This window comes from Okeania sp., assembly GCF_035285525.1.
GTDB lineage: Bacteria > Cyanobacteriota > Cyanobacteriia > Cyanobacteriales > Microcoleaceae > Trichodesmium.
In genome coordinates this window covers 24,011-35,006 of the sequence record NZ_JAYKGW010000108.1, presented here as the reverse complement: position 1 = coordinate 35,006, position 10,996 = coordinate 24,011, and the positions used below count along the sequence as shown (strand labels likewise).

General features: G+C 31.7%; 11 protein-coding genes. 4 read left to right on the top strand and 7 right to left on the bottom strand.

The genetic code is table 11. From position 1 onward, the window contains the following. Positions 1-479: 479 nt before the first annotated feature. Positions 480-1,070, top strand: a complete 591-nt coding sequence (locus VKJ25_RS10270; protein ID WP_324236538.1) for a hypothetical protein — start codon at positions 480-482, stop codon at positions 1,068-1,070. Between the two features lie 274 nt (positions 1,071-1,344). On the opposite strand, the gene VKJ25_RS10265 is transcribed toward VKJ25_RS10270, so the two are convergent. From VKJ25_RS10265 to VKJ25_RS10250, 4 genes are all read right to left on the bottom strand, one after another. After that, the gene (locus tag VKJ25_RS10265; protein WP_324236537.1) at positions 1,345-2,016 is read right to left on the bottom strand and encodes a hypothetical protein; all 672 of its coding nucleotides are present in this window, start codon (positions 2,014-2,016) and stop codon (positions 1,345-1,347) included. 220 nt (positions 2,017-2,236) lie between these two features. After that, positions 2,237-2,881 (bottom strand): hypothetical protein, encoded by a 645-nt coding sequence (locus VKJ25_RS10260; RefSeq protein ID WP_324236536.1) that lies wholly within the window; start codon positions 2,879-2,881, stop codon positions 2,237-2,239. 105 nt (positions 2,882-2,986) lie between these two features. After that, entirely contained in the window at positions 2,987-3,571 is a 585-nt protein-coding gene (locus VKJ25_RS10255; RefSeq protein ID WP_324236535.1) for a hypothetical protein, read from the bottom strand. Positions 3,572-4,145: 574 nt separating this feature from the next. Beyond that, positions 4,146-4,643, bottom strand: coding sequence for a hypothetical protein (locus VKJ25_RS10250; RefSeq protein WP_324236534.1), 498 nt, complete (start codon positions 4,641-4,643; stop codon positions 4,146-4,148). A gap of 250 nt (positions 4,644-4,893) precedes the next feature. Between VKJ25_RS10250 and VKJ25_RS10245 the strand changes: the two genes are divergently transcribed. The 3 genes from VKJ25_RS10245 (at position 4,894) to VKJ25_RS10235 (ending at position 7,684) form a co-directional block, all read left to right on the top strand. Next, positions 4,894-5,916 (top strand): ATP-binding protein, encoded by a 1,023-nt coding sequence (locus VKJ25_RS10245; RefSeq protein WP_324236533.1) that lies wholly within the window; start codon positions 4,894-4,896, stop codon positions 5,914-5,916. A gap of 12 nt (positions 5,917-5,928) precedes the next feature. Further along, positions 5,929-6,312 (top strand): hypothetical protein, encoded by a 384-nt coding sequence (locus VKJ25_RS10240; RefSeq protein WP_324236532.1) that lies wholly within the window; start codon positions 5,929-5,931, stop codon positions 6,310-6,312. Positions 6,313-7,348: 1,036 nt separating this feature from the next. Continuing rightward, complete coding sequence (locus VKJ25_RS10235) at positions 7,349-7,684, top strand: DNA cytosine methyltransferase (protein WP_324236531.1); 336 nt, start codon at positions 7,349-7,351, stop codon at positions 7,682-7,684. Positions 7,685-8,031: 347 nt separating this feature from the next. Here VKJ25_RS10235 and VKJ25_RS10230 read toward each other — a convergent pair whose 3' ends face one another. From VKJ25_RS10230 to VKJ25_RS10220, 3 genes are all read right to left on the bottom strand, one after another. Beyond that, on the bottom strand, positions 8,032-8,247 hold the full coding sequence (locus VKJ25_RS10230) for a hypothetical protein (protein ID WP_324236530.1): 216 nt from the start codon (positions 8,245-8,247) through the stop codon (positions 8,032-8,034). 902 nt (positions 8,248-9,149) lie between these two features. Then, positions 9,150-9,722: a class I SAM-dependent methyltransferase gene (locus VKJ25_RS10225; RefSeq protein ID WP_324236529.1), complete on the bottom strand. Its 573-nt coding sequence runs from the start codon at positions 9,720-9,722 to the stop codon at positions 9,150-9,152. Then, on the bottom strand, positions 9,704-10,804 hold the full coding sequence (locus tag VKJ25_RS10220; RefSeq protein WP_324236528.1) for a glycine/sarcosine N-methyltransferase: 1,101 nt from the start codon (positions 10,802-10,804) through the stop codon (positions 9,704-9,706). Before VKJ25_RS10220 ends, VKJ25_RS10225 begins: the two co-directional genes overlap by 19 nt. Positions 10,805-10,996 lie beyond the last annotated feature (192 nt).

The window sequence follows — 10,996 nt, the reverse complement described above, 5'->3', positions numbered from 1 at the left end:
CCTTTCTTCTGAAAGTTTATCAAATAAATTTGCCAAAGTAGAGGCAGGTTTTTCAGTTAACTTAGTTAAAAACTTTTAACCTTACTAAACTCACCCCTTTCTTCTGAAAGTTTATCAAATAAATTTCCCAAAGTAGAGGCAGGTTTTTCAGTTAACTTAATTAAAAACTTTTAACCTTACTAAACTCACCCCTTTCTTCTGAAAGTTTATCAAATAAATTTCCCAACTAAACCCGCCCCTTTATTTTGGTTTCTTGTTTAAAGGTAATATACTGATGTAACTACTTATTTAGTGCTAAAGTGATAAATATCTATAGCTTTTTTAAATTAAAAATAAACAAATAAAAGTGCAATAAAGGCACAATCTATAGACAGAGAAACTACTAAAAATAAAATGGGTAATTAAGAGTAGAATTTCCGAGATAAAATTATTTATAATAAATAGAAAAATTATGATTTAGGAAATCAAGAATAAGTAAAATGTCATATAGTGATTTTGATTTAAAAAAAGTCAAAACTGAGTTTAATTTAAAGATTATAGAAACAGAAGATTTATTTTCTCAAATTGAACCTGTAGAAATTAGTAATCTTTTGGATGAGACCTTAAAGCAAAATGTACCTATTGCTTTAGCGATCGCTACGGAAAAAGCTAGTTCTGAGTTGATAATTATTAATATTTTGCTGGAGATTAAAAGGCAACTTAAAATCAGTTTTTTTTCGGGTATAGATTTTTCAGTAGATCGGGATAAAGGGTTGAATGGATTTTGTGATTTTATTATTAGTCAATCTCCAGAACAATTATATTTAGATACTCCTGTAGTTGTTCTTGTAGAAGCTAAAAGTGAAAGAATAGTTAGTGGTTTAGGACAATGTATTGCCGAAATGGTTGCTGCGGAAATATATAATCAAAAAGATGGTAAAGATGTTCCTTTTATTTATGGTGCGGTGACTACTGGTTATGTTTGGAAATTTTTGAAATTGGAAAATAGTTCAGTGTTTATTGATGTAGAGAATTACTATATTAAAGATTCGAGAAAGATAATCGGAATTTTTGTGGAAATGGTTAGTTAAATTAAGTGTTTGTAATTAGAAATTGAAAGAATAAGTAGTAGTTTATCTAGATTTATTTATAGGTAAAAATTGAGTCAATGAAAACCTCTCCCCCAACCCCTCTCCTGCTTTTGAGTGGGGAGAGATACTCCTCCTTTCCTCCCAGAGAAAGGAGTTGGGGGGTTAGGTTTTTTTGAACCCACATTTTCGAGTTAAACACCCTAGTAGGGTAGGCAAATATAACAAATATTACTGTTGATATAGATTCATTAAAATTTGCCTACCATAACTAAATCTAGGGAAAAACTATGCTATCCTTCTGAGGAGAAACTGGCTCAAATCTAACAAAGTCTGTACCTTGAGGTAAGGTAGATTTTTTATTTATATTATAACCAGGACAAATTCTAGTTCCTGTTTTTTGGTAATTTCTAGAAGATAAATTAAAAACCTTATTAATTACACAAAATTCTGGTCTTACAGAGTTACCTCCCTGAGAATTTCTATAACTTTTTATGTCTTGTGGAGGAAATTTTTTCTGATCAGAACTCATTATATATATCCAGTCTTGTGTATCCAAATACCGTGAATTTTTTGGAGGATCGACATCTAATTTTAGAATCGGAAAACCTTGACATTCATTAGGAAGAACTGAACCCCATCCTCTAACTTTTGATACTTCTAATCTTACACCGTATGGATTACCATAATTTCTATTTCCAGCTACTAAATAAGCTCGCTGTTTTGCCCTAGCTACAAATATTTTCTTTTTATACTCGTTGCAGACTTTAACATTGTAAAATATTTCAGTATTAATATTTAGTTGTGAGTTGGTTTTTTCCTGTATCAAAAAAGTTGAACTTAGAGCTGTTAAAAGTGCAGTAGGATACAACAATAAGTTTTTGAACAACTTTCTTTTTCTGACTATTGGAAATGTTGTGACTAGATTCAATAATTTTCGTGAGTTCATAATTTTTATTCCTATTAAAAATTTACTTTATGCCAAACTAATAGATGGAATATTCTCAAATAATTAAAATTTCAAGAAACAGTTATCTTTCCCTTTCTTAAAGTTATTATCTATTTTTTATTACTCCTGGTTTACAGCGATCGCCAGGAGCTGGAGAGGCAAATATAGCAAATTTTACTGTTGATAAAATTTATCAAAATTTGCTTACCATAAGCAAAATCTAGCGAAAAACTATCTTATTTTTACTAGAATAAACTGGCTCAAATATAACAAAATATGCACCTTCAGGTTTATTACGAGGACATTGATAACCTGATAGTTGATGACCTTTGGAAGAGAAATTAAAACCTTTATCAGTCACACAAAATGATGGTTTTGTAGTGTTACCTCCTTGAGAATTTCTATAACTTGTTATGTGTTGTGGAGGAAAACTTTTATTGTCAGAACTCTTTATATATAGAGAACTTTCTCTACCTAGATAACGTGAATATTTTGGACGTTCAAGACCTAATGACAAGGTGGAAAAAATTTTACATTTGTTAGGAGAAACTGGAATCCATCCTCTAACTTTTGATGCTGTTATTCTTCGGCCGTATGGAGAGCCATAATTTCTATCTCCAGCTATTAGATAAGATTCAGACTTTGCCCTAGCTACATAGATTATTTTTTTATACTCGTTGCAGACTTCGAGTTGGTAATTTATTTCAATATCATCATCAACAGAGTTAGTTTTTTCCTGTATCGAAAAAGTTAAACTTAGAGCTGTTAAAAGTGCAGTAGGATACAACAATAAGTTTTTAAATAACTTTCTTTTTTTGACTATTGGAAATGTTTTGGCTACATTGAATAATGTTTGTGGATTCATAATTTTTATTCCTATTAAAAGTTTACTTTACGCCAAACTAATAGATCGAATATTCTGAAATAATTAAAATTTCAAGAAACAGTTATTTTTCCCTTTCTAAAGTTGTTATCTATTTCTTATTGTAAATCTTAAGTTTTGGTCTCTCCAACCAGTATCATCTCCTAAATAAATAGTTTCTTGATTATACTCAGAAGCGCATTTCCAACCAGTATTAATTACTTTTCCCGAACTACCACTTCTTCTTCTATGTTGTAAACACATTTCGTAATTTTCTCTAGGAGTATAAATAGTAAAGGTCAATTTTTGATCTTTCCAACCAGTATCATCTCCTAAATTTACGGACTGAATATCATTATAAGATCTACTGCATTTGCTATCTCTGAGTAATCCACTAGAAGGACTAACTCTAGTATGCTCTAAACAAATTTCTGCACCACCAATCGCTTTAAAAGCTAATTCTTGATCCTTCCAACCTGTATCATCTCCTAGTCCAATCCATTTACTAAAATTACCTGCTCTTGAACATATCCAATTAGTATCTATCACATTTCCAGACGAACCACTTATTCTTGTATGTCTCAGACATAAACCAGGAGCAGTATTTTGACTATTTGTTTTTGAACTAATGCCGAGTATCAAGACCGTTGCTGTTAAAAAACAATAGCCTATTTTTTTGAAGTTTTTAAACATTATATTTATCCTTAAATATGAATGTTTATGGTGATAGATGTAGTTAGCAAACCTGACAAGTTTTATATTTATTAATCAAATCAATATTTGCTAAATTTATTTACTGCTTACTGGTCTACAGTAATAAGTAAGGTGGGTAAATATCATCACTTTTACTGTTGATATAGATTCATCAAAATTTGTCTACCATAACTAATACTAAATTTGATATATCTAACTTTAGACCTTGATAGATGAGATAGAAAGTTTAACTAACGAATATATTCAGCATTAATGGTTTCGGGAAGATTAATTAATTACCAAAATTTGACTAATCAATGCAGCTAGCAAATATGACAAATTTTATCTTTATTTAAAAAAATCAATAATAATAAATTCGTCAATATTTGACACTCCTGTTAATTTACTTATCTCCGAAAACATTACTTTTTAGAATTACTAAATATTAATGGTTTCGGGAAGATTAATTAATTACCAAAATTTGACTAATCAATATAGTCGGCAAATCTGACAAATTTTATATTTGTTAAAACCATCAATATTTAGTAACTATACTGCTAGCATCTCTACAATTTTATAGTTCAGATTGATTGAGCTTTTTGAGTTTATTTACAAGACTATTTCCACATCGAAAATTTGGGTATGTGTTATTGATATTGTTTACAAAAATCTTTGATTGACCTGCTATACTTCCCACAGCAACTTCAGCAGTTACATGACCAGAATATCTATCATCATATTTACCTTTTCTGATACCAGCAAAATTATAATCTTCTCTAGTATGTTTACATTTCCAAGCTATTTTTAAATTGGCTGTAAATTCACCATCAACTTCTTTAATATTACTTAATTGAACAACTGTATCACCTACCATTGTCCATGAATGATTCCATGTTTCGTTACTACCTTTACCTCCCCAAGTTCCTTCGTCGTATGTACCTGATAAAGTTCTATTTAAGGTGGTTTTTAATCCTTGAGCAGAAATGTTTGCTAATACTAAATTACTAACAGTGAGTGGCAATAAAATAACGCCTAAAGATAGAAGAATAGATTGAAAATTTGTATTTTTCATTATGTTAGATATTCTCCAAATACTTTTTGATTCGGATTACTTCCTTATATGTAAAATAAAGTTTTACAGTTTCGCCAAGTAATCTAATACCTAATAATTTACTACGACACATAATCAGAGCTACTACTAATCAAATCTCAGAAAAAATAATCTATGACTCAAAATAACAATCAGAAAATATCAGATTTTTTCCTAAATATTAAGAAAAGATCGGATACAATAGGAATTTATTCCTAACCAATATTGACCAATGACTCTTAATGAAGTTTTAAGGTTTGTGGATGATATAGTTTTCGATAAAACTGGCAAACATCTTGATAGTCTGCAAAAAGCCATATTACGCGCTACTTGGCAAGGGGAAAAATACTCAAAGGTTGCTAAAGAATATCGCTGCACTAAATTTCATGTGGGAAATGTCGCTTCAAATTTATGGAAACTTATTTCTCAGGAATTAAATGAAAAAATTCGTAAGTCAAATTTCCTCGCTGCGATGGAAAGATATCAAATTTCTAACTTTTCAAGTATATTGAATTTCGGACGACAAAGTAATTATGTAAAAGGTAATATTAATCTCTGTACAGATAACACCAACTCTCTAGAAGAAACTCAATCAAAATCACCCACTAAACAAACAATAAACGAAAATAAAACCCCACTGCCAAAACTCGACCTCCGAGACGCACCAAATATCAAAAAAACATTCTATGATCGCTCCACCGAACTTACTACTCTCAAAACCTGGATACTCAAACATCATTGTCGCCTCATCACCATTTCCGGAATCAGCGGTATTGGTAAAAGCACCATTATTCGTCACCTCATCCCCCAAATAGAATCTAACTTCGACCGTATTATCTGGCGTACCCTCCGCACATCTCCACCCTTAAACCTAACTCTCAAAAACTTAATAGAAACTATCTCCAACGTAACAGAAATAAACCTCCCGAATAACACGGATACTCAACTATCAATACTGATAGAAAAATTACGGGAGATACGTTGTCTAATTATTCTTGATGATCTACAAAAAATACTAAATAGCGAACAACTTGTCGGTAACTATAAACCAGGATATGAAAACTATGGCAACCTACTAAAAATTATCGGCGAACTTCCTCATAATAGTTGTTTAATTCTTAATACTTGGGAACCACCTTTAGAAATTTTCAACTTTACAGATAAAGACTCACCAGTACGTTTATTTCAGTTAACTGGTTTAACAGAAAAGGTAGGGCGTAAAATGCTAAAAAATCAAGGATTATTAGATGAATAAAAATGGCAAGAGTTGATAAATTTCTATCAAGGTAATCCTCAATGGTTAAAATTAATAGGAGAGACAATCAAAAAATTATTTAGTGGAAGTGTAGCTCAATATTTAAGTTATCAACCCCTATTTTTATCCGATGAATTAACCAATATTTTACAACAACATTTTCAAAGATTATCTCAATTAGAAAAACAATTACTGTCTCAACTTAGCCAAACAGAAAAATCTGTTTCTGTTTCCCAAATATTAGAAAAATTACAATTATCATCACCAGAATTATTTCAAACATTACTATCCTTAGAAAGACGAAATTTGATAGATAAAATTAAAGAAGAAAATCCGACTTTATTTATTGTTAAACCTATATTGAGAATAATAAATTGTCAATCATTGTTAATCTGAGGAGGTTGATTTCAGTAATGGTTAAAATTAATAGGAGAGACAATCAAAAAATTATTTGGTAGAAGTGTAGCTCAATATTTAAGTTATCAACCCCTATTTTTATCCGATGAATTAACCAATATTTTACAACAACATTTTCCAAGGTTGTCTAAAAGAGAAAAACAATTACTGTCTCAACTTAGCAAAGCAGAAAAATCTGTTTCTGTTTCCCAAATATTAGAAAAATCCCAACTATCATCACCAGAATTATTTCAAATATTACTATCCTGAGAAAGACAAAATTTCATAGATAAAATTTCAGAGGAAAATCCGACTTTATTTATTGTTAAACCTGTATTTAGATATTATATAAAATAAATTGTCAATCATTATTAATCTTTAGTACGTTAATTTCAGTCAACTGGTTTAACAGAAAATGTAGCCCGTAAAATGCTAAAAAAATCAAGGATTAATAGATAAAAGCCTTATATTATCGGCGATTCATTCTTTCTGTTCCCTGTTCCCTGTTCCCTGTTCCCTGTTCCCTGTTCCCTGTTCCCTGCGCGCAGCCCTATATCTTGCAAAATTAATTACTTATTCTGTTGATTCCCTATTTAAAATCTTCCTTACAGAAGTTGCGATCGCCTTCTTCTATAAAAAAATTCAAAAACAGTTTCCCACAAGAACGCAAAACATAAGTAAAAAAAATATAATCAACTATTATTATTTTTTCTGCTTATCAAAATAAATCTGATTTCGGCTAATTGTTACAAAATATTTCACCTACTTGCGTTATTTCAGGGATTTGGTATCATCTGGATACATAGTTTATTGTGCTAATGTTGTGTTTAAAAATCATAAATTTTCCCTATAAAAAGCTACAACCTTCTATTTTTCGTCAATATAGAGTGCAAAAATTTATACCTTTTCTACGGATGAATAAATCTCAAAAAAACTAATTTTGAACAACTGTGGGTGCTTAAGTAATTATAACCATTGACAAATTTGTTACCTTAAATTTAAGGGTAGGAGTAAGGTAAAAATTCCTGACCAAAAAATGAGATCTCAAGCCTCCCCTTTTAAGCAGGGTATTTTCATTCTCAAATTTTTTGATCGCCTCACCTCTAAATTAGAGGAACTTTTATCAGTAACCCACAATTTTGGGGTGGAGAATGAAAATGAAAAAGATATTGTAGCAATTTGGAGTAATAATAAACCACAAATTATCATTAGTATTCCTCCTTGTCAAAGGTATTCTATTTGTAATAAAAATGGTGGAGAACCTAAATATTCTAGAAATAATCTTTTTAGAGAATTAATCAAAATAGCTAGAGTTTTTGAGCCAGAAATATTAATTATAGAAAACGTACCTAATACGATTTCTCAAAAATAATCCTATATCTAATTCGGTGAGAAAGTGTGGTTCGTGTAGTCAGTGTGGGGAAAGGAAAAATAGGAAAAATTTATACCTTTCCGACTAATAATTGTTACATAACAGACTTTTAATCTTGGTAACTATTGAGATGTTTAAGTATCGCGCTCACTATAGGATTAATGCATAGTAATTGGTATAACCTAGTTAAATTTTAGACACATAATATAACTTTAAGGGTAGTGTTGTAGATGTACCGATATTTAGAAGCAAATCTCTTTGACTGTCAGGAGTGAAACTGCAAAAATCACTACTTGTAGACCACTACCACTTTAAAATTTTTCTCTTCCCTTACTTTTTTTAAACTATTATTTTTGAGCAGGAGTTTCCAACTTTTCTAGTGCTTCTTCTGTACGTTGATTAGTATTTTTAGGTTTCAACCAACGAGGCCATAATCCCACCACAAATTTACGACTTTCTAAACTAGCATTTTGGAGAGGTTTGGGCATAAATTCTAGACTGTCACCAGCAGTGACAAAAACTATAGCTAGAATTACAAAAAACCATATTAGATTCTTATTCATAAGTTGATATGCTGATATTAGTTATGTTGATTACCTTTAATTTTAGTATTCCCAATATCAATCAAAACCTAACAATTTTAGCCTGACTCCTGACTCCTGACTCCTGATTCCTAAAGACTTAAGGAATCTATAACTGTTTAACCGGATTTGATATCAGTTATGAGTAAGGATTATGGTTTTGACTTTAATAGGACTTAAGCAAATGAACCCAGAAACCCGGTACGAGGTTAGATTATTACTGCTGAAAACAACGATTTATTCTAGAAACCTGGTTCCTCCCGTGTAAGTCCTATTTAATTTACCAGTTTTGTAAGTGGAAAGATATTATCAAAAGATTAAGAGAATCGTAATATCATTTTCATAAGGTTGTGCAGCATCCGTATTCTAGGTGTTCCACTCAAGAATTATGGTTAATTTCTCATAAATAATATCATCTCCAATTATCAATCTATATATCTATTTAGGGTTTCCTTGCTGAATAAAGTCTGGTGGTTAAGGTAGTTAGTAGGGAATAGGGAGTAGGGAGTAAACCCACCCCTAACCCCTCCCAGGAGGGAAATTTAATAGGAATAGGATTTATAGAGGAATTAGTTGGAAGAATTACCTCTTAATTTTTCTACTCTTGTGTGAGCCTTTTGTGCTATCTTTTTTAACCTTTTTGCTCTAAAAGCTGGTACTTTTTCCCAACAAATAAATTACTGCTTTATCTGTCAATGCTTTTATATCTCCATACGCAAGCCCTATTTAGATAGACATCTCCAGAAAAGAAGGAGTAGGAAATAGAAAGAAAGAATAGATAATTTCTCTCCGATAATGGATTGATTTTTTTATTTTTAGAGATGTCTATTGATTGATATTAAATGTCTAGAGATGGAGTAAATTAATCGTAATTCTAATGATATTTAATCTTGACAAACAAACTTTAATATTCCCCAACATAAATAACCTTTCTTTCCTGCTTCTATCCAATGATTCAAACCAGTTTTCATCCGTTCAATATACTCCTCACCACTTGCTGCCACAGCTTTTTCATGATTTTCCTCTACGCTCTTGAGAATACGTTGGTAGTGGTTGACTAACTGCTCCGAAAGATCGATAACTTCAACTTCTTGGAGACCTGATAAATCTGCAATTTTCTGATAAAAACCTATTGAACCTAGAGAAGTTAAATGAATGCGGTCTAAAACAGGTTGCAGAACTCCTTCCGGACAATCATCACTTTGCATGGGATCGGTAAAAATAAATTCTCCACCAGATTTTAGTACCCGTTGTACTTCTTTGAAAACCTGAATCCGATTTCCACTATGAAGAATAGCATCTTGAGACCAAACAATATCTACACTTTTGTCTTCTAAGGGAATATCCTCAAAATTACCATCAATCACTTCAATTAGAGATGTTAAACCCTGTTCCTCATTCAATTCACGATTTCGTTTATTTTGAGCTTCACTTAAATTTAGAAATGTACCCGACAACCATAAGTTTTAGCCAGATAACGAGCGCCTCCTCCATATCCAGAACCAATATCTAAAACTTTGCTATCTTTACTCAAATTTAGCAAAGAAGCAATTTTTTCTACTGTGCGACGACTAGCATCAAATACTGACTCATTTTCACTCTGGTAAATACCTATGTGAATGTCTTCACCGCCCCACATGGTAGCATAAAAGTTGTCAGCACTATCGCTGTTATAGTATTCACGAGCAGTATTAACAGTTGGGGAATAGTCCATAGTATTATTCTCTGAAAGTTTGCTATCGTAACTTTTTTCAGCCACATGAATAAAAAAGTCTTGCTCTTCTTGATGGTAAGTTTCCTGAAAGTCACCATAAGTTTTAATCCGCTGAAAACCCACTTCCAACATTAACTGTCGGGTGTAATTTTTCCGCAGAGGAAACATATTCAAATGATAGACTGATTGATCAGGGAACTCATACCGAAATCTTGCCAAAGTGTCATCCACATATTCTGGTTCAGCTTTGATATTCTCACCACAATAATAGTAGATGTGCTTTGAGGAAAATCCTACATCCATAATAGCGTCATAGTTACGCTGATCTAAAATAAGTATACCATCGTGTTTCAAAGCCGCATAAAATTCAGCAAGAACTTTCCGGCGATCGCGTTCTGAGAACAAGTGAGTAAAAGAGTTCCCCAAACAGATTACTGCATCAAACTTGCCATCAATATTACGATTGAGCCAACGCCAATCTGCTTGTACTGTTTGTAGTATCAGGCCATAATCACGACCATTAGCAAAAGCTTGGGCTAACATTTCTGGACTACCATCGGCACTAACAACATCAAAACCAGCTTGGCGGAGGCCAATCGAATGAAAACCAGTTCCTGTGGCAACATCTAAGACTTTCTGAGCCCCATGCTGTTTGAGAATGTCAATAAAAAAGCTGCCTTCACTTTTGGCTCTAGTTTCCCAATCAATTAACTCATCCCATTTGGACACAAAACTCTGAATATATTGAGCTTTATAGTGGGATGTATCTTTTACTTTCTCAGCAGAATTGTTTTTTTTTGCTGAGGGAGGCCATTTTTTTTTCACTCATAATAGTGTTTATTTTTAGAGTATAATAGATAATCTTATACATACTATGAAACAGTCGTCAAATTAGCGTTCAATTATGTGGTGATTTCTAGATTTTAATGTCAAATTTGTATTATCTATCTGATTTTTTTTTCAAAGTTGCTATTTCCATAATATCTTCAGAAAAAAGGCAGTAGGAAGTAGGAATTA

Coding starts and splice junctions, on each gene's coding strand:
- VKJ25_RS10255 (WP_324236535.1), bottom strand. CDS start 3,571: ATGTTTAAAAACTTCAAAAAAATAGGCTATTGTTTTTTAACAGCAACG.
- VKJ25_RS10245 (WP_324236533.1), top strand. CDS start 4,894: ATGACTCTTAATGAAGTTTTAAGGTTTGTGGATGATATAGTTTTCGAT.
- VKJ25_RS10235 (WP_324236531.1), top strand. CDS start 7,349: ATGAGATCTCAAGCCTCCCCTTTTAAGCAGGGTATTTTCATTCTCAAA.
- VKJ25_RS10250 (WP_324236534.1), bottom strand. CDS start 4,643: ATGAAAAATACAAATTTTCAATCTATTCTTCTATCTTTAGGCGTTATT.
- VKJ25_RS10265 (WP_324236537.1), bottom strand. CDS start 2,016: ATGAACTCACGAAAATTATTGAATCTAGTCACAACATTTCCAATAGTC.
- VKJ25_RS10230 (WP_324236530.1), bottom strand. CDS start 8,247: ATGAATAAGAATCTAATATGGTTTTTTGTAATTCTAGCTATAGTTTTT.
- VKJ25_RS10270 (WP_324236538.1), top strand. CDS start 480: ATGTCATATAGTGATTTTGATTTAAAAAAAGTCAAAACTGAGTTTAAT.
- VKJ25_RS10260 (WP_324236536.1), bottom strand. CDS start 2,881: ATGAATCCACAAACATTATTCAATGTAGCCAAAACATTTCCAATAGTC.